This window comes from Gardnerella sp. DNF01157 (genome assembly GCF_049244225.1).
Classification (GTDB): domain Bacteria; phylum Actinomycetota; class Actinomycetes; order Actinomycetales; family Bifidobacteriaceae; genus Bifidobacterium; species Bifidobacterium leopoldii.
The window spans coordinates 279,489-297,812 of the sequence record NZ_CP058388.1 but is presented as its reverse complement, the minus strand read 5'-3'; the positions used below and the strand labels follow the sequence as shown (position 1 = coordinate 297,812).

General features: G+C 44.9%; 13 protein-coding genes and 1 tRNA gene. 5 read left to right on the top strand and 9 right to left on the bottom strand.

What is annotated here, in order from left to right:
• Positions 1-39: 39 nt before the first annotated feature.
• Entirely contained in the window at positions 40-3,588 is a 3,549-nt protein-coding gene (gene rpoB, locus HXT38_RS01085) for a DNA-directed RNA polymerase subunit beta (RefSeq protein WP_421792025.1), read from the bottom strand.
• Positions 3,589-3,899: 311 nt separating this feature from the next.
• On the opposite strand from rpoB, the gene HXT38_RS01080 reads away from it, so the two are divergent.
• The 3 genes from HXT38_RS01080 to HXT38_RS01070 all read left to right on the top strand — a co-directional run bounded on the left by HXT38_RS01080 (position 3,900) and on the right by HXT38_RS01070 (position 6,572).
• On the top strand, positions 3,900-4,601 hold the full coding sequence (locus HXT38_RS01080; protein WP_415696124.1) for a tRNA (cytidine(34)-2'-O)-methyltransferase: 702 nt from the start codon (positions 3,900-3,902) through the stop codon (positions 4,599-4,601).
• Positions 4,602-4,634: 33 nt separating this feature from the next.
• Complete coding sequence (locus tag HXT38_RS01075) at positions 4,635-5,630, top strand: A/G-specific adenine glycosylase (protein ID WP_415696123.1); 996 nt, start codon at positions 4,635-4,637, stop codon at positions 5,628-5,630.
• A gap of 129 nt (positions 5,631-5,759) precedes the next feature.
• Positions 5,760-6,572 carry a hypothetical protein gene (locus tag HXT38_RS01070; RefSeq protein ID WP_064340229.1) on the top strand — a complete coding sequence of 271 codons (813 nt, stop codon included), beginning with the start codon at positions 5,760-5,762 and terminating at the stop codon, positions 6,570-6,572.
• A gap of 118 nt (positions 6,573-6,690) precedes the next feature.
• Here the strand turns inward: HXT38_RS01070 and HXT38_RS01065 are convergent, their stop codons facing one another.
• From HXT38_RS01065 to HXT38_RS01050, 4 genes are all read right to left on the bottom strand, one after another.
• Positions 6,691-8,055, bottom strand: coding sequence for a PFL family protein (locus tag HXT38_RS01065; protein WP_032842559.1), 1,365 nt, complete (start codon positions 8,053-8,055; stop codon positions 6,691-6,693).
• A gap of 38 nt (positions 8,056-8,093) precedes the next feature.
• Positions 8,094-8,432, bottom strand: coding sequence for an ACT domain-containing protein (locus HXT38_RS01060; RefSeq protein WP_004107532.1), 339 nt, complete (start codon positions 8,430-8,432; stop codon positions 8,094-8,096).
• Positions 8,433-8,535: 103 nt separating this feature from the next.
• Complete coding sequence (locus HXT38_RS01055; RefSeq protein ID WP_004107531.1) at positions 8,536-9,549, bottom strand: ribose-phosphate diphosphokinase; 1,014 nt, start codon at positions 9,547-9,549, stop codon at positions 8,536-8,538.
• A 114-nt stretch (positions 9,550-9,663) separates the two neighbouring features.
• The gene (locus HXT38_RS01050; protein ID WP_410299557.1) at positions 9,664-10,743 is read right to left on the bottom strand and encodes a DMT family transporter; all 1,080 of its coding nucleotides are present in this window, start codon (positions 10,741-10,743) and stop codon (positions 9,664-9,666) included.
• A 204-nt stretch (positions 10,744-10,947) separates the two neighbouring features.
• On the opposite strand from HXT38_RS01050, the gene rfbB reads away from it, so the two are divergent.
• A complete protein-coding gene (gene rfbB / locus HXT38_RS01045; RefSeq protein ID WP_415706273.1) occupies positions 10,948-12,039 on the top strand; it encodes a dTDP-glucose 4,6-dehydratase in 1,092 nt (363 codons plus the stop codon).
• An 87-nt stretch (positions 12,040-12,126) separates the two neighbouring features.
• On the opposite strand, the gene HXT38_RS01040 is transcribed toward rfbB, so the two are convergent.
• Positions 12,127-12,211: transfer RNA gene (locus HXT38_RS01040), tRNA-Ser, on the bottom strand.
• A gap of 338 nt (positions 12,212-12,549) precedes the next feature.
• Positions 12,550-13,785, bottom strand: a complete 1,236-nt coding sequence (gene glf, locus HXT38_RS01035) for a UDP-galactopyranose mutase (protein ID WP_101886131.1) — start codon at positions 13,783-13,785, stop codon at positions 12,550-12,552.
• Positions 13,786-13,900: 115 nt separating this feature from the next.
• Here glf and HXT38_RS01030 point away from each other — a divergent pair, with 115 nt between their 5' ends.
• Positions 13,901-16,045: a glycosyltransferase gene (locus tag HXT38_RS01030; protein ID WP_410299555.1), complete on the top strand. Its 2,145-nt coding sequence runs from the start codon at positions 13,901-13,903 to the stop codon at positions 16,043-16,045.
• A 50-nt stretch (positions 16,046-16,095) separates the two neighbouring features.
• On the opposite strand, the gene HXT38_RS01025 is transcribed toward HXT38_RS01030, so the two are convergent.
• Positions 16,096-17,403 (bottom strand): ABC transporter ATP-binding protein, encoded by a 1,308-nt coding sequence (locus HXT38_RS01025; RefSeq protein WP_410299554.1) that lies wholly within the window; start codon positions 17,401-17,403, stop codon positions 16,096-16,098.
• A gap of 54 nt (positions 17,404-17,457) precedes the next feature.
• Positions 17,458-18,294 (bottom strand): ABC transporter permease, encoded by an 837-nt coding sequence (locus HXT38_RS01020; RefSeq protein ID WP_004107518.1) that lies wholly within the window; start codon positions 18,292-18,294, stop codon positions 17,458-17,460.
• Between the last annotated feature and the right edge of the window lie 30 nt (positions 18,295-18,324).

Sequence of the window (18,324 nt, the reverse complement as noted above, 5' to 3'; positions counted from 1 at the left end):
TAACGTTTCTTAATTTCTTAAAGTGTGTTCGTTACCGAATCACTGGTATTCAGGTTCAACAACAATCTGATCTTCCTTGGCGGACGAATCTGGTCGAGCGCCAATATTGAAGCCAAGATCGTCGGAAGATGAAACTGGGTCGTCCTCTTCATCCTTCATGTCGATTGCGACGCCTTCAGCGTTCAACACCTCAACATTAAGCGAAAGCGACTGCATTTCCTTAAGCAACACCTTGAATGATTCAGGAATGCCAGCTGGTGGCAGGTTATCGCCCTTGACGATAGCACCGTACACGCGCACACGACCGTCGACGTCATCAGACTTCGTAGTCATCATTTCGTGCAATGTGTAAGCAGCACCGTAAGCCTCGAGCGCCCACACTTCCATTTCGCCGAAGCGCTGACCGCCGAACTGAGCCTTACCACCCAACGGCTGCTGGGTAATCATGGAGTAAGGACCAGTGGAACGTGCGTGAATCTTATCATCAACCAAGTGATGCAGCTTCAAAATGTACATGTAGCCCACAGAAATTGGCTTCGGGAATGGCTCACCAGTACGACCGTCGAATAAGGTTGCCTTACCGTCAGAGCCAACAAGCTTGTCACCATCGCGATTTGCGAGTGTTGTAGAAAGCAAGCCCTTCAAAGTTTCTGGTCGCACGCCGTCGAATACTGGCGTTGCAACTGGAGTGCATGGATCGCCATGCTCAGCACCTTGCGGCACGTACTTCTTCCAAGCTGCTTCCAAGTCTGGATCCAAGTTAATATCCCAGCCAGCGTGAGCAATCCAACCCAAGTGAAGCTCGAGCACCTGACCCAAGTTCATTCGAGAAGGCACACCCAACGGGTTAAGCATGATGTCAACTGGAGTACCATCAGCCAAGAATGGCATATCTTCTTCTGGCAAAATGCGGGAAATAACACCCTTGTTGCCGTGACGACCGGAAAGCTTATCGCCTTGCGTAATCTTACGATGCTGAGCAATGTAAACGCGAATCATTTGGTTCACGCCGTTTGGAAGCTCGTCACCGTCGTCTTCAGCGTCTTCACGAGTGATTTCCTTAACTGCAATCACAGTACCAGTCTCGCCGTGTGGCACGCGCAAAGAAGTATCGCGCACTTCGCGGCTCTTTTCGCCGAAGATTGCGCGGAGCAAACGCTCTTCTGGAGTAAGCTCGGTTTCGCCCTTAGGAGTTACCTTACCAACCAAAATATCGCCAGCTTCGACTTCAGCGCCAATACGAATAATGCCGCGCTCGTCGAGATTTGCAATCGCATCTTCGCCAACGTTTGGCAAGTCACGAGTAATCTCTTCGGAACCAAGCTTGGTTTCGCGAGCGTCGATTTCGTATTCTTCAATGTGAATAGAAGAAAGCGTATCGTCTTGCACAAGACGCTGGGAAATAATCACAGCATCCTCGTAGTTGTAACCGTTCCAAGGCATGAATGCAACGAGCAAATTCTTACCCAATGCAAGTTCGCCCTTTTCGGTTGCAGGACCGTCTGCCAAAACTGTACCAGTTTCAACGCGCTCGCCATCTTTAATAAGCGGCACTTGGTTGTAGCAAGTAGTCTGGTTAGAACGCTGGAACTTTGAAAGCTTATAGCTGGACTGAGTTCCATCGTCGTTCATAACGCGAATAATATCTGCAGAAACGTAAGTTACTACGCCCGGCTTTTCAGCCAAGATTACGTCGCCAGAATCAACTGCTGCACGCCATTCAGAACCGGTACCAACAAGTGGTCGCTCCGACTTAATAAGCGGCACAGCCTGACGCTGCATGTTCGTACCCATCAATGCGCGGTGGCCTTCATCGTGCTCCAAGAATGGAATCAAGGAAGCGCCGAGAGAAACCATCTGACGTGGGGAAACATCCATGTAATCTACAGTGCTTACAGGCACATCGACTGCTTCTTCTTCGTCCACGCGAGCAAGTGCTTGAGTGCCGACGAAGTTGCCGTTTTCGTCGAGTTCCTGGTTTGCTTGAGCAATAACGTGCTCAGCTTCACGATCTGCAGTCATGTATTCGACTTCGTTAGTTACGTGACCATTCACAACCTTGCGGTATGGGGTTTCGATGAAGCCGAATGGATTGATGCGTCCGAAGGTTGCCAAAGAACCGATAAGACCGATGTTTGGACCTTCTGGGGATTCGATTGGGCACATACGTCCGAAGTGGGATGGGTGCACGTCTCGAACTTCCATAGAAGCGCGATCGCGAGAAAGACCACCAGGACCAAGTGCGGAAAGACGACGCTTGTTCGTAACGCCTGCCAAAGGATTGTTTTGATCCATAAACTGGCTGAGCTGGGAAGTTCCGAAGAATTCCTTAATAGTTGCGTTTACTGGACGAATGTTAATCAAGGACTGAGGAGTAATTGCCTCTGCATCCTGAGTTGTCATACGTTCGCGCACAACACGCTCCATGCGGCTTAAGCCGGTACGAAGCTGATTCTGCACAAGCTCGCCAACCTGACGAATACGACGGTTGCCAAAATGATCGATATCGTCAACGTCAACGCGCAACTGTACGTCTTGACCGTCGCGCTTACCTGGGAAGGTTTTTTCGCCAGAATGCAACGTTACCAAGTACTTAATAGTTGCGATAATATCTTCGCGATTCAAGCTGCGATCGCTGTAATCTGCTTCAATACCGAGCTTGCGGTTGATCTTATAGCGACCAACGCGAGCCAAATCGTAACGCTTTGTGTTGAAGTAGAAGGAATCGAGAAGATTGCGACCAGCTTCTGGAGTTGCAGTATCTGCAGGGCGAATCTTACGATACAAATCGGTAAGTGCATCGTCTTGCGTTTCGATAGGCTCTTTTGCGAGCGCATCCAAAACAAGTGGATAGCCTTGGAAAGCATCTGCAATTTCGTCTTTCGTCATGCCAATAGCCATAAGGAATACGATTGCAGACTGCTTACGCTTGCGGTCAACGCGAACGCCTAAAACGTCACGCTTGTCGATCTCAAACTCCAACCATGCACCACGGCTTGGGATAATCTTCGCACCGAAAACATCCTTGTCGGAAGTGCGATCTTGTGTACGATCGAAGTACACGCCTGGGGAGCGCACAAGTTGCGAAACGATTACTCGCTCGGTGCCACCAATAATGAATGTGCCGTGAGGAGTTTGCAATGGGAAATCACCCATGAAAACAGTCTGGCTCTTAATTTCGCCAGTTTCGCCGTTTTCAAACTCAGCATTCACATAAAGTGGAGCAGAATAGGTGTAATCCTTTTCCTTGCACTCGAGCACAGTGTGACGTGGCTCTTCAAAGTATGGATCAGAGAATGTGAGGCTCATCGTCTCAGCAAAGTTCTCAATTGGGGAAATCTCCTGGAAGACTTCGTCGAGACCAGAGACATGAGGCACGGTGTGAGTTCCGTTTGCTTCATCTTCTGCAACGCGCTTCTTCCAGCGTTCAGAGCCGATCAACCAATCAAAGCTGTCGGTTTGCACGCCGAGGAGGTATGGCACATCAATAGGCTCACAAATGGAGCCAAAATTCACACGATCTGACGCTTTATGCAACTTAATATCATGTTCGTCAGCACGTGCGATGACTTTCGTGGTGCTCGTCATAGCTTGTTCAGCAGCCAATGGACGTTCCTTTATCACTCGCTAGTTAACTATTTAATCTTTGAAAAACTAAAGAAAATCGCGGCAAACGAAACTGCCAAATAAGCAAGTTGCGATGCGCGGGCGCCTTCTTCGGTTCCATGAGCATGCCCGCTATATGACACACCTTACACAGTCTGTCTACTTTACCAAAAACTCCGGACTTTTCCCCACTAATAACGAACGCTCGCAATAGTAATGTGCAAGTTGCGAGTAAACTAAATACGTTACGATTACGAAGTTACGTAAAGATACTTAAAAAGCTAAGGAATAGCATGAATAACAGCGAGAATACGCAAGAAGCAGCAGCCGAAACCAAAAAGCAAACCGAAGCACAAACCGAAGCACACAAAGCAGCAGCAAGCCGCGTAGAGCAAATGTACGAGTACGGCTACCGCAAATCAAATTATGGCCCAGACGAGCTTGTAACCGACGCTCACGGAAATCCGATTAGCGTTATGGACGCAATGCTCAGCGCCGACGATGCCGCGCGCGCAGAAACGCACACCCCTCACCTTTGCTTTTACTCCCCTCGTATTCCAGGAAATACAGGTTCCGCAATTCGACTTTGCGCTGTAACTGGCACTATCTTGCACTTGGTTGAGCCGCTTGGTTTTAATTTGCACGATACTAAATTACGTCGCGCAGGCTTGGATTATCACGATATGGCTCACGTTGTTTTGCACCCGAATTTTGAGAATTTAGTTGAGTCAATGCCAAATTCGCGAATTATTGCGTTTACTGCAAATGCTACGAAACTTTACACTGAAATTGAATATAAGTCGAACGATATTCTGCTTTTTGGACCAGAGCCAGGAGATATTCCTGATCCAATGGATGTTATGGCTGGTCCACATGTGGCAGAGCAGGTGCGTCTTCCTATGCGCCCGTCACTTCGTAGTTTGAATCTTACAAATTGTGCTTCTATTGCAGTGTATGAAGCGTGGAGGCAACTCGGTTTTACAGGCGGAAGGTAATCACGAAAGTATACGACGTTTACATAATCAAGCATGCAGCAAGATTCACAATCTCTCACCGAAGAACATCTCACCGAAGAAACTTCTCAGCCATTGCGCGAATTGGCAACACTTACGCGCGATAATGTTGCATTTTTTTGGCATAGTTGTGCACGCGATTTGCCTTGGAGGTTTGGGCACACTACCCCTTGGGGTGTGCTTGTGTGTGAAGTAATGAGCCAGCAAACGCAAATGAGCCGCGTTGTACCCTATTGGCTCACTTGGATGCAAACTTGGCCAGATGCACAATCACTAGCTCACGCTACGAGTGCTGAAATTATTACAGCTTGGGGTCGCCTCGGCTACCCTCGACGCGCGTTACGTTTACAATCTTGTGCTCAAGTTGTAGCAACAACATATCGCAATAAGCTGCCATGCACCTATGAAGAACTTATTGCCTTGCCAGGTGTAGGCGATTACACAGCAAGTGCAATACTCAGCTTTGCTTATGGCAAGCACATTGCGGTGATTGATACAAATATTCGCCGCGTACTTATGCGCGCTTTTACTGGAACTGAATCGCATGGTGGCAGCACAACGCAATCTGACCGCGAGCTTGCTGCAGCAGTATTGCCGGAAGATAATCATGTTACTACTGCCACTGCTAACGCTACTAACACCACCAACACTACTTGCACTTCATCCATTTGGAATCAGGCAATTATGGAAATTGGTGCTACCATTTGCACAGCACGATCTCCGCAATGCACTACATGCCCTTTGCAAACATGGTGCCGTTTCAAAGCTGCTGGATTTCCAGGTCTTGGCCACCATACCCGCCCACAGCAACATTTTGCCGGCACTAATCGGCAAGTGCGCGGCATTATTTTGCAGGCATTGCGTGAAGCACATAAAAAACAGCAGGTATTGCAACGTTGCGAGATCAACAATTTATGGTCGAATCAAACGCAACTTGACAAATGCATTGCTTCGCTCGATCATGACAGTCTTATCACTATATTGCCGGATGGCACTTTAGCACTACCTTAAGTAACTAACTAATTACGCTGCTTTTGTAACTCTTTAATTAACAACTTAATTACTTTGTATGTTAGTCTACCTTGTGTAGTGAGTACAGTTCATCTCATCGACTTATGTATTACAATGGTAAATATGTCAATGCCAACTACGTCACCACGTAAACCGCATCGCAATGCGAGTGCAACATCATTTCGCAACCCGATGCGCAAACCCGTGCGTAAGCCCGTACGCAACATGAGTGCAGCAAAACGAAAAATGTATCGTCGCCGCAGAATTGTTGTTGGTATTGCTTTGTTGCTTTTGATTATGCTGGTCATATTTTGCGTTATTAGCTTGAGTAAGGGTATTGCTGCTATTGGTAAAGCGATTGCTGGCCATGAAGTTACTATTGTTCGTCAACCAGTGCCAGACCCTCGTCCTGTTGGCTTAACACCTCATTGCACTGCTAAAGATATTCGTCTTGAGCTTTCTACTAAGTCACAAACTGTTCCCATGGGCGGTAGCGTTGAATTGACAGAACGATTTGTGTACGAAGGAAACTCTTCTTGCCTTATTGACGCATCGGATATGAATGCTGTTTTAACGATTAATAGTAGTGAAGAAGTTACGCAAGGTAAGCAAACAACTAAAGATAATAAAAAGAAAAATAATCAAGACAGCAAAAATAGCAAAGACAGCAAAGACTTTAAAGACTCCAGTAAGAGCGTTGACTACTTATCCCATGCAGTATGGCGTTCAGACGTATGCGATATGCCTTTGAAACCTCTTCTTATGGCAAAAGGCGACCATTTTGAGAAGAAAATTACTTGGAACACTAATTCCACTTCCGGCAAAGGCTGCACCGCTGATGAGGATTTGCCAAAAGTGAATCGCGGAACTTACGTTTTACGCATTGAGCACAAACGAGTACAAGGTTTGCATAGCGAACCTGTGCTAATTAACGTGCAATAATCGCTAGCATACCGTACAAAATGCGCTCGTACTAAAAGCTAGTAACAACTTGCGCATCAAAATTAAAGCCAGACGCGACGCTTGTGCCCGCAAAGCACGAAAGCAAATCGAAACGTAGCTAATTCTTGAAGCTGTGTACTGGAGCAGGAATACGTCCACCACGAGTTACGAAAGCTTCGCAGCTTGTTTGGTTTACTGGCATAATCGGCGCATATCCCATTAATCCGCCGAAGTTCGCCATTTCGCCTACACCTTTTCCAATTACTGGAATAATTCGCACAGCGGTAGTTTTTTGATTAATCATACCAATTGCAGATTCATCCGCAATCATGCCAGAAATCGTCGCAGCGGAAGTATTTCCAGGAATCGCAATCATGTCAAGACCGACTGAGCAAACGCATGTCATTGCTTCAAGCTTTTCAATAGTCAAGCAGCCAGACTTCGCAGCAGCAATCATATTTGCATCTTCCGAAACGGGTATAAACGCTCCAGAAAGACCGCCAACATAGCTACTTGCCATAATGCCGCCCTTCTTAACTTGATCGTTCAGCATAGCGAGCGCAGCAGTTGTGCCAGGAGCACCAACCTGGTCCAAACCGATTTTCTCAAGCACTTCGCCAACAGAATCGCCAACTGCAGGAGTTGGAGCAAGCGACAAGTCTATAATTCCAAACGGCACACCAAGCCTACGAGAAGCCTCTTGCGCAACCAACTGACCTACACGAGTAATCTTAAACGCAGTGCGCTTAATAGTTTCGCATAGAAAAGCAAAGTCTTTTCCTCTAGCAGCATCGAGTGCACTCGAAACAACGCCAGGACCAGACACGCCAACATTGATCACAGCATCGCCTTCAGTTACACCATGGAAGCCGCCTGCCATGAACGGATTGTCGTCCGGAGCATTGCAAAAAGCCACGAATTTAACACAACCGTAAGAATCGTTTCCAGCTGTAGCTTCAGCGATCTTTTTAATCGTGCGTCCGAGCAGCTCTACGCAATCCATGTCTATACCAGTTCGCGTCGAGCCGACGTTCACAGACGAGCACACAATTTCCGTCTCACTTAAGGCTTGTGGAAGCGACTCAATAAGCATGCGGTCTGCTGCAGTCATCGACTTTGCAGGAAGCGCCGAATACCCACCAATTAAATCAACTCCAACAGTGTGTGCTGCTCTGTCTAATGCGTGCGCAATTTGCACAAAATCTTCAGGCTTTTTACAAGATGACGCTCCAACAAGCGAAATTGGAGTTACGGTAATTCGCTTGTTTACAATTGGAATTCCGTAGTCGCGCGAAATATCGTTGCCGGTTTTTACTAAATCTTTCGCAAGACGTGTGATTTTTGCTTCAACTTTACAACAAACGTCCTGCAAGTTTTCGCAAGCGCAATCTAGCAGGTTGATTCCCATGGTGATTGTGCGAACGTCGAGCTGTTCTTGCTCAATCATCGAATTAGTTTCGCTTACTTCCATCAGGTTGAGCATTGTGTACTTCCTTACATTTACTTAGATTGCTGCGGATTTTAGATTCTGTGCATTGCAGTGAAAATATTGCTACGCTGGCAGCGAATACGCACGCCAATTTCGTCTCCTAGCGTTTCTAATCCTGCAGCAAAGTCGCCAAATTCGCAATCAACAGTAGACACGTCAACAATCATCATCATGTTGAAGAATCCGTCGACAATTGTTTGAGAAATATTCAAAATATTTACATTATGCTCGGCAGCATGCGAAGTAACTTTTGCAATAATACCAACGGTATCGCAGCCGACAACGGTAATAATCGCTCTGGAAGCATCAGATTGCAACGCTTCTTGCGATTCATTATTTTCTGCAACTGCTGTTGTGTTATTGGCGACCATATTTGCCTCCTGCCGTTTTGAACCCGTACGTTAATGCATAAAGCTTATGCAGTTACACGAATTATGCGGTTATTTGTTTTATATATTGTACGTTTTATGCGCTTTATGCGTAAATATTATGCTGTTTCATATCTTCCGGAAGTGCGTTGCGAAGCGACACAAGCGATCCAGAGCGGAACACGGAACGAATACCAGCAGCAAGAAGCGGCGCAATCGAAAGAACCGTCATATTATCAAGACGCTTCTCTTCAGGCACAGGAACTGTATCCGTCACAATGATCTCGCGAACTCCAGCAGCTTTCAAACGCTCAACAGCAGGTCCAGAAAGCAAAGCATGCGTTGCAACCAAAGTAACAGATTTTGCTCCAGCCTCACGCAAAGTGCGTACAGCTTCGCAAATAGTGCCAGCAGTATCAATCATGTCGTCAACAACAATGCAATCGCGTCCTTTAATCTCACCGATAATGCCATGAGCTTCAGCATGATTTGGACGAGTAATATCGCGCGTTTTATGAATAAAAGCAAGAGGTAAATCTCCGAGTTTTGCAGCCCATTGCTCAGAGACTTTAATTCGCCCCGCATCAGGAGAAACAATAGTTGCGTTGTCGAGCTTCATAGAATTACGCACATAATCAATAAGCACAGGCATCGCAGTCAAATGGTCAACAGGACCATCAAAGAAACCTTGCTCCTGAGTTGCGTGCATGTCGACAGTCAAAATGCGCGTGGCGCCAGCAGCGCGGAATAAGTCAAACATGAGGCGAGCAGTAATAGGCTCACGTCCCTGATGCTTTTTATCCTGACGCGAATATCCAAAGAACGGTGCAACCACGTTAATACTGCGAGCAGATGCGCGTCGCAAAGAATCGACCATAAGCAGCTGTTCCATAATCCAATTGTTAATAGGATTCGTATGTGCCTGAAGCACAAACACATCTGAGCCACGAACAGGCTGAGTAAAGCGCACATACATTTCGCCATTCGCAAAATCGTAGGCAGTAGTCTCAAGCACATCAATACCAAGATACTGTGCAGTCTCATTAGCAAGCTCTGGGTATGCACGACCCGTAACTAACATCATCTGCTTTTTTGGATTGCCTTCAAGAATTATTGACATAATTGCCTTCCCGTTTGCAAACTGGTGTACGCGACATAGTCACCTCCCATTTTAGCAGCCTGTACGCCTCGTACGACACAACAAGCGTTTTATTTTAATGCGTTACTTTAAAAATTACTGAGCGCTACGTTTGCAAAGCAAAATCATCATTACGAAAATAAGCCCGAATCCCACAAAATCTGCCCATGAAAAAACGGCTCCAGTAAACATAACAGCAGTAATTGCAGCAGTAACAGGCTCGCTAGCTCCAAGCAAGGTGCCACGAACAGAACCTACTCGCATAATGCCCTCTAAGAAGAGCCAATATGCTCCAAAAGTTCCAGCAATAACAGTAAAAGTAAAAAGCAGCATAGCGCGCAAATCTAATGCAGGCATTGTTTCCCACGGTCGCACAAACGGAAGCATAATAAAACCAGCAATAATAAACGTAATGCCATTAACAGTCAGATTTCCCCATTTTGCAATCAATTTCACAGGCATAATAGCAAGCGCCGCTGTAGACGCAGCATCTGCAAGACCCCAAAGCAAACCCATAACAGGCAAAGATAGTGAAGAAAGATTACCGCCTGTAGCCATTAAAGCGGTTCCTGCAAAAGCTAGCACAACTCCAATAGTTTCGCGCATAGTTGGCACGCGGCGAGAGCGAAAACACACATAAACCAAAACAAACAGTAAGTTAAGGCTTTGAAGCACAGTAGCAGTGCCAGAATTAGTCCAATCAATAGTCCATAAATACGAAACTTGCGTAAGAAGAACACACACAATTCCCGTAATAGCCATCGAAATCCATGTGCGACCAGTTTTCACAGCACCACTTAACTGCTTAGGGGTGCACACTGCAGCAGTAATGACAAATAACATGCCAGCAGCAATTTGACGAACGCAAGCGATTTGCAAAGGAGATACGTGATACGTCGACATAAGGATTTTCGAAACTGTTGCGTTTGCACCCCAAAATGCGCCACCCAAAAGAGTTAAAAATATTCCTACAAGAATAGCGTTTGTAGAATGATTTAACGCTGGATTAGGTTTATTTGGAGTACCTTCGATTGCTTTTGCTGCAGCTTTTGATGTGTCAAAAGTCTTTGAACCTGTTGATTGCAATTTCGAAGATTGTTGCTTTTTTGTTGAAGAGGAATCAATATTTGATGAATCCAAATCATGCGCACTGCTACGCCAAGAAAACTTAACCATTATTAGATTCACCTCGCATCCCCAAACAAGCAAACATGCAGTAATTATTGCACATCTACTCAACTAATTTGCTGGTAAACAACACTTTAGAGAAACATACTCTACTTGCACACACGAAAGAAATGTATAGTATTAAAAAATTACAATTCAAAATGCGCATATTAAACAATAAAATCAACGCACTAGCCATATGAAGGCGGTAACATGCACAACTACGCATCAAGCAGTAATGCTTTTCAACCACACCACATTTTAGTTACTGGCGGCGCAGGCTTTATTGGATCTAATTTTGTGCATTACATAGCTAAACATCATACAACGGTTGCTGTTACGGTACTTGATTTGCTTACCTACGCTGGGAATATGGCAAATCTTTACGATTTACCTCAAGATTTTGCAAACAACCGATACGCTTTTATTCGCGGAGATATTCGAGACGAAAATATAGTTGATCAGCTATTAGATCCGCATAATCCAATTAAAACGGCAGAGGGAACAACACTTCCTGCTATCGACGCAATTGTAAATTTTGCTGCAGAATCACACAACGATAATGCAATCGAGTTTTCTGACCCATTTATAAGCACAAATATTTTAGGAACGCATACGCTCATTAAATTTGCACACAAATATAATATTCGTTTCCATCAAGTAAGTACCGATGAAGTTTACGGGGATTTTCCTATTGACAGCGTGCTTAAATTTGACGAGTCAAGTCCATATTGTCCGTCTAGTCCATATTCTGCAAGCAAAGCTGCAGGCGATCTGTTGGTAAAAGCATGGTGTAGGACTTACGGTTTGCGCGCAACTATTTCGAATAGCAGCAATAATTACGGTCCACGACAGCATATTGAAAAGTTTATTCCTCGCCAAATCACAAATATTATGTGCAATATGCCAGCAAAATTGTACGGCGTAGGAGATTCGATACGCGATTGGATCCACGTTGAAGATAATTGCGACGCAATATGGCATGTTCTAACGCGTGGAACAATCGGTGAAACATATAATATCGGTGCCAACTGTGAAGTTAACAACATAAATATTTTGCGGATTTTGATGCAGTTAATGGGCATGCCGGAAACAAATATAGCGTATGTAAATCCCAGAATAGGCGAGGATAGGCGTTACGCACTAGATACTACGAAAATTCGAACGCAATTAAAATGGGAGCCTAAGTACAACAATCTGAAGCAAGGCTTGCAAGAAACAATATCGTGGTACGACTCTCACGCTGATTTATGGAAGCCTATTAAAGCGCAAGTCGAGCAGCATTATGCTGAATTAGGGCACTGAATTTGGGTGGCGAAATTAGGTTAAGCATCAATCGGGTTTTTCGGCACGAAAAAAGGGCTTCTAGCGATTGGCTAGAAACCCTACTCGCGGAGAATACGAGATTCGAACTCGTGAGGCTGTTACACCAACACGCTTTCCAAGCGTGCGCCATAGACCACTAGGCGAATTCTCCAAATGTTAACTTAACAACCAAATCGCTTGATAAGCAAACAACTTAAATAGAATACCACGAATTTGAGATATTGCAAATTAATACGCGCGTTGACACGCCGAAACGGCAGAAACTTTACACGAGAGTAAAGAAAAGGTCACTTGCGCGCCAAAAAACGGCAGAAACTTTACACGAGAGTAAAGAAAAGGTCGCTTGCGAAGTAATCACGCACTATCTACTAAAGCAGAACGATTAAGCAGCGCAGTAAACAGGAGCACACTTAAGCAGCGCAGTAAACAGGAGCACACTTAAGCAGCGCAGTAAGTAGCAAGTAAGCAGCAACCTACTTAAGCAGCAACCTACTTAAGCAGCGGCGCTACTTGAGATTCATAAGCGCGCAAAGCCATGTCGATTACGTTATGCATGTCGTAATAGCTGTAAGTGCCCAAGCGACCGCCGAAAACTGTGCGAGGCTCAGCCGCAGCAAGCTCCGCATAGCGCGCATACAATGCTTTATCTGCATCAGTATTCACAGGATAGTAAGGCTCATCGTCGCGAGTTGCAGCGCGAGAATACTCCTGCCACACTACAGTTTCCCCAGCTTTCACGCTCTTTCCAGGCACAAAATCAGCCTCGCCACTAGCCTCTCCGCCAACTTCTTCACGCTCTGGATTAAAGTTCTTAAACTCAATCGCGCGCGTAAATGGCACATCAGCATCCGAATAGTTCATAACTGGGCAGCCAAAATGGTCGCTCTCCTCGTAACGCACTTCCTTAAAGTCCACAGTGCGCCACTTCAACTCGCCGAGCGCATAGTCAAAATACCTATCAACCGGACCGGTATAAACAACCGGCACTCCAGCCTCCGCCAACGCGCGCTTGTTAAATGGCTGCGACTCGTCGAAAAAGTCTACGCCAAGCGAAACGTGAATACGCGGATCGTCAATCATGCGCTGCATCCAAGCTGTGTAGCCGTCCGTTGGCAAGCCCTCCCAAGTGTCTTTAAAATAGCGATTATTGTAGTTAAATCGCACAGGCAAGCGTTTAATAATTCCAGCAGGAAGCTCAGAAGGATCCGTTTGCCACTGCTTTGCTGTGTAGTTTTTAATAAACGCTTCATAAAGCGGACGCCCAATTAAGCTAATGCCCTTATCGTTCAAATTTTGCGGATCTTTGCCAGCAAACTCCCCTGCTTGGCTTGCAATCAAAGCCTTCGCTTCTTCTGGCGTGTAGTGCGCATGGAAGAATTGGTTAATCGTACCCAAGTTGATTGGCAACGGGTAAACTTCGCCGTCGTGAGTCGCGTACACGCGATGCACGTAGTTAGTAAACGACGTAAAACGGTTCACATAATCCCACACGCGCTTATTGCTTGTGTGGAAAAGATGCGCACCATACTTATGAATTTCGATTCCCGTTCGCTCGTCAAAATACGAGTAAGCATTGCCGCCAATATGATTACGAACGTCAATAATTTCAACGCGAGCGCCAGTATGCTCCACTGCTTGTTGAGCTACAGTTAAGCCGAACAATCCTGCTCCAACAACTACTAAATCTGGGTAAGTTGCATTTTGGGAGATTGCTGCTTGCGTCATATCATTTACCTTTCGTACTTTTAGTTGGGCTTATTATTCAAACTATGCTCCAACTCAATTCATTCATGCACAATACATTCTAAGAATAGGCTTAAGCGTATATATAATATCTAATATGACTAAGGCAAAGAGTGCAAAAACCCAAGAAATACAAGAAGCGCAAAATACTAGCAGCGCAAATAGCAACAATAGAAGTTGGGAAGTTGTAAATCGTGTTGTTTACCCTGTAAAAGACGCTGAAATTACTATGCCACTTTACGTAATTCCTTGGCATCGCTCGTATTTGCAGCGCACTGTGCTCGATCCTCGTATGAATATGCGCGCAATCGATATAAATAATCTCAATCTTACTGATTTTAAAAAGCTTCTTGCAGACACTAGCAGTCATTTGCCAAATGTTGAAACTCAAGGGGTTTGCACTGTTCTTTCGCGCAACTCACTTTGCATTGCATCTGGAAAACATGTGTCTCTTTGCACTTTCTTTAACGCTTTTCCTGCAAGCTATTGGCAGCATTGGACGAGCGTAAAAACTGTTAAGTTCACTGCCAGTGTTGAAGGCACTGGCTACTTGCAACTTATGCGATCGACTGGCCGCGGGCTTACGTATCCTGTGCAAAAGTTTGAGTTTGATTCTAATAAACAGCAACCAAACCAGCCAGCACAAGTTACGCAAGATACACAAATTATTAGCTACGAAATACCGATGACCGGTCTTGCAGACGGTGGATATTTTTGGTTTGAAGCTAAAGCAAGCGATTCTAGTAGTCTAACTGTTAGCAATGCCGAATGGAGTGTTCCTTTTGTAAATAAAGTGCAATTTAGCAACACAAAGCATCAGGAAGATTCAGCTAAGCAATCAAATAGCACTTTTTCTATTGCTATTACTACGTTTAATCGCCCTTCATACTGCCACAATCAGTTGAAGGCAATAGCAGAGAACAAAGCACTTCGTGCGCGACTTGACACAATTTATTGCACAGATCAAGGCACCGATTTAGTTAAAAATCAGCCTGGATTTAATGAAACAAGCGCAAATCTTGGCAACCAGCTCACCTATATTCAGCAGGCTAATTTAGGCGGTTCCGGCGGATTCTCGCGCGGCATGTTTGAAACGCTTAAAGCAGGAAAAAGCAGTTACACAATGCTTCTCGACGACGACGCAATTAGTGAAACAGAGTGTATTCTTCGCGCGCTTCAGTTTGCTGATTACACAATTAAGCCAGCCATTATTGGCGGCGGAATGCTTCACTTGGACAATCGTACCGTCCTTTACACTCAAGGTGAGCGTTTCACGCGCAACAATGTGTGGATGAAGCCTTCACAGAATCTTGATTACAATCATGATTTTGCAGCGATTACTTTGCAAGATTGCCCAGAACGTCACCAGCGAATAGACACTGATTACAACGGTTGGTGGATGAGCCTTATTCCAACTGCGATTATGAAAGAAATCGGTCTTTCGCTACCTGTGTTTATTAAGTTTGACGATACTGAATATTCGATTAGAGCACTTGAGCACGGATACCACACGATTTGCCTGCCAGGAGTGGCAGTTTGGCATCAAGCTTGGCACGATAAGGATCCTTCACGCACTTGGGAAGAGTACTTCTTCCAGCGCAATCGTTGGATTTGTGGATTACTTCATTGCACTCATCCAAGCTTACGTTTCGCGATTGAAATGCTTCGAAGCGACTTGGCTTCCGGCTTAAAACTTGCGTATTCTGCAATGCATTTGCATCATATGGGATTACAGGATATCTTGCGCGGACCGCAATATATTGTTGATTCAATGCCACAAAAGCTTGGCGAGGTTCGTAAAGCGCGCCAAGCGTTTAGCGACACGCAGCCGGTAAACGATAAGGCACTCATTAGTGAGGTTTTGCGCGAACACGTAAGCCCGTTTACTGCACATGACGCTAAGGCTTTGCGTAAAACACAAAAGCACGCAACGATTAAGGCTTTGTTTGCGCACGAAAAGCACGCAAAGAATCCTCGCCCAGAAGTTGCAATCCCAGCTCAAGACGTTTCTTGGCCTTCGTTTGTGGGAGTTAATACCGCAATTGTTACGGCTCCAGATGGCACTACTCTGAATCTTTTCCAACGAGATAGCAAGTTATTCCGTAAAATGTTGCGTGCGGACGCACTTTTGTCGTTAAAAATGTTGCGTAAGTGGAAGAAGCTGTCTAGAGAGTATCGCAGCTACGATATGGCGAACGTTGAAAGTTGGGATAAGATTTTCAACTCAACCAACAACAAGTAAGTAACGGAAGAAACAGCTACAAAACGCCGGAGAAATTACCGGCAAATGTTTCACGAAACTTGCTTAATCGTCATAGCACGATCGCTTAGCAAAGCATAGTCGCGATTGCGACTATCTCTAATCACAAACGTGCAAGCGTTCTCGTCAACAGCCACAGCTAGCAAATCTGTATAATCATCCTCAGTTGGGCTAGGTGTGCGTAAAGAAGTAAACAGCGTAAACTCGCCATTGTTAAACAAATTTAGCGGCATTTCAAAATACACTGTTTGATGCCCACGCTTTTGCATTTTCAGCACTTTAGAACCAGTATCGTAAGTGATTCCACCACGTCGAACGTCATGCAAAGCGATCGCCAAATAGAAGTCACCCGGCTCGTCATACTGATACTCAACAGCAAAACGGAAAGTATCGCTACTTTTGTAAATCTTGTCTTCCAAAGCATACGTCCTAAGCAACGGGCACTTTGCATTCAAACCTTGAGCATACTGACCCTTGCCCAGCTTTTCGCCAAGCTTATTTTGCTTTTCGCGTTCAGCTTCGATATTTGCCAAAGTATATTGATCTGCCACGGACTCAGTATTGCCAATCGCAGCAACTTCACCATCACTGATCATCATCGCACGTGTGCAATAGCGTTTAACAGCATTCATATCATGCGTAACAAGAATAACTGTTTTAGTAGGATCTTTTCGAATTTCAGTAAAGAAAGAATCGCACTTGCGCTGGAAAGCTTCGTCACCAACAGCCAAAACTTCATCAAGAACTAAAATATCTCCTTGCGCTTTAATTGCCACAGAAAAAGCCAAGCGAACTTGCATACCAGAAGAATAATTCTTTAACTTTTGATCCATAAAATCTTCAAGTTCAGCAAATTCCACAATATCGTCGTACATTGCGTCGATTTCTGCGCGAGTGAAGCCAAGTAAAGCTCCGTTAAGATACACGTTTTCGCGGCCGGTAAGTTCCGGATTAAATCCAACACCAAGCTCAATAAACGGCACAAGCTTGCCTTTTACTTTTACACTTCCAGTATTCGGGTAATAGATTTGCGAAATGATTTTTAGTAGCGTTGATTTTCCGCCACCGTTTCGACCGACGATTCCGAAGAATTCACCGCGATGCACTTGAAAGCTTATGTCTTTAAGAACGTTCTGAATTTTATAGCCTTTAATACCTTTTGTAAGATTTATAAACGCTTGCTTTAGACCAGTTGCTTGCTCTGTTGGTAGTTTAAAATACTTGCCTACATGATTGACTGATAGAACAATATCGTCGTCGCTTGCTTCCGCTTCTCGCGCTACATCCGCTTCAGCTTCTCGCGTTGCCGTCACTTCCGCTTCTTCCTGTAATGTATTCATAAATTCCACTTCCCCGTCATAACTGTCGTAAAATTTTCGCAATTTTCAACATCGTCACATAACTTCTACGAAAAGACGACTGTTTCTTCTAAATAGATAAACTCCCAGCCACACTATGAGCACAGTAAGTAAAAGTGGCACACAAGACATCCAAGAGAATCCAAACTCACTCCACACAGTTGGTTGCGTGTCTGGAGCCAACATATTGTGACGCATATCTTGAATGCATTGTGCTATAGGATTAAGCAGCTCAAGCTTTGCCAGTGCCGCAAAAATACCGCCTTTATTAATCACATAGCTAAGCGGATAAATAATTGGCATGCCGTAAAACAGTAGCTGTTGAACCACTTCCCAAATATGCAAAATATCGCGGAAAAACACGTACATAGTAGACATTATTAACGCCATACCAATTGCAATCGCGTAAATCTGCACCAAACTTATTGGCAACAGAACCACTCTCCAAGTAAAATGCACTCCTCCAATAATTGCAAAAATAAGCACAACTACTAAGTTGATTAAGAAGCTTATTAAAGAACCAACTGTTGCTGAAACCACCACAATGTAGTTTGGAAAATGAATTTTGCGCAACAAATCGCCACGATCTACAAGCGAGCGCAAACCGATCGAGGTTGATTCTTGCACAAACTGCCATGCACTAATACCTAGTAATAACACCACAGGATAAGTCGGTGTGCCATCTGTCATTCGCAAAAACTTGCCAAAAATAAGATACATCACACAAAACATCATCAACGGCTTCAACGCCGACCATGCTACGCCTAAGAAGGAGCCTTGATAGCGCAGCTTAAAATCGGTTTTTACTAAACCACGAAGTACGATATTTGCATAAGCGTACTTGTTTCGACAACGAGTTATGAGATTTTTCACGTTCCCTATAATATCAGTTATATTGTAATT

Bases quoted from the DNA above. Each gene is read 5' to 3' on its own strand.
- rpoB (WP_421792025.1), bottom strand. From the start codon at position 3,588: ATGACGAGCACCACGAAAGTCATCGCACGTGCTGACGAACATGATATT.
- HXT38_RS01080 (WP_415696124.1), top strand. From the start codon at position 3,900: ATGAATAACAGCGAGAATACGCAAGAAGCAGCAGCCGAAACCAAAAAG.
- HXT38_RS01075 (WP_415696123.1), top strand. From the start codon at position 4,635: ATGCAGCAAGATTCACAATCTCTCACCGAAGAACATCTCACCGAAGAA.
- HXT38_RS01070 (WP_064340229.1), top strand. From the start codon at position 5,760: ATGCCAACTACGTCACCACGTAAACCGCATCGCAATGCGAGTGCAACA.
- HXT38_RS01065 (WP_032842559.1), bottom strand. From the start codon at position 8,055: ATGCTCAACCTGATGGAAGTAAGCGAAACTAATTCGATGATTGAGCAA.
- HXT38_RS01060 (WP_004107532.1), bottom strand. From the start codon at position 8,432: ATGGTCGCCAATAACACAACAGCAGTTGCAGAAAATAATGAATCGCAA.
- HXT38_RS01055 (WP_004107531.1), bottom strand. From the start codon at position 9,549: ATGTCAATAATTCTTGAAGGCAATCCAAAAAAGCAGATGATGTTAGTT.
- HXT38_RS01050 (WP_410299557.1), bottom strand. From the start codon at position 10,743: ATGGTTAAGTTTTCTTGGCGTAGCAGTGCGCATGATTTGGATTCATCA.
- rfbB (WP_415706273.1), top strand. From the start codon at position 10,948: ATGCACAACTACGCATCAAGCAGTAATGCTTTTCAACCACACCACATT.
- glf (WP_101886131.1), bottom strand. From the start codon at position 13,785: ATGACGCAAGCAGCAATCTCCCAAAATGCAACTTACCCAGATTTAGTA.
- HXT38_RS01030 (WP_410299555.1), top strand. From the start codon at position 13,901: ATGACTAAGGCAAAGAGTGCAAAAACCCAAGAAATACAAGAAGCGCAA.
- HXT38_RS01025 (WP_410299554.1), bottom strand. From the start codon at position 17,403: ATGAATACATTACAGGAAGAAGCGGAAGTGACGGCAACGCGAGAAGCT.